Annotated in this window: 2 protein-coding genes; both read left to right on the top strand. The window is 69.8% G+C overall.

Translation table 11 applies throughout. The features are described from left to right. On the top strand, positions 1–195 hold a 195-nt coding region (locus G3I78_RS47730; protein ID WP_203616523.1), incomplete at its 5' end, for a fumarylacetoacetate hydrolase family protein. Then, the coding region (locus tag G3I78_RS47725) for a glutamate--tRNA ligase family protein (RefSeq protein ID WP_343244033.1) at positions 188–496 on the top strand (309 nt) is incomplete at its 3' end. The genes G3I78_RS47730 and G3I78_RS47725, both read left to right, overlap by 8 nt.

Here is a 496-nt window from a genome sequence, read left to right as displayed (position 1 = left end):
GGCCGCACCAGTGACATGGTCCGGTCCATCGAGGACCTGATCGTCCACATCACCGAGGCCATGACGCTGCTCCCGGGCGACGTCATCCTCACGGGGACCCCGGCCGGAGTCGGCCCCCTCAACGTCGGCGACGAGGTCGCCGTCACCATCGAAGGCATCGGCACTCTCACCAACAAGGTGATCAAGCGTGGCTAACGCGAACGTCCGCGTACGTTTCTGTCCCTCCCCGACCGGCAACCCCCACGTGGGCCTGGTCCGGACCGCCCTCTTCAACTGGGCGTTCGCCCGGCACCACGGCGGTACGTTCGTCTTCCGCATCGAGGACACCGACGCGGCCCGCGACTCCGAGGAGTCGTACGAGCAGCTGCTCGACTCGCTGCGCTGGCTCGGCTTCACCTGGGACGAGGGCCCCGAGGTCGGCGGCCCGCACGCCCCGTACCGCCAGTCCGAGCGCATGGACGTCTACGCGGACGTGGCCCGGCGCCTGCGCGAGGAC

This window comes from Streptomyces sp. SID13726 (assembly GCF_010548375.1).
Lineage (GTDB): Bacteria > Actinomycetota > Actinomycetes > Streptomycetales > Streptomycetaceae > Streptomyces.
This window is presented reverse-complemented; position numbering and strand designations above follow the sequence as displayed.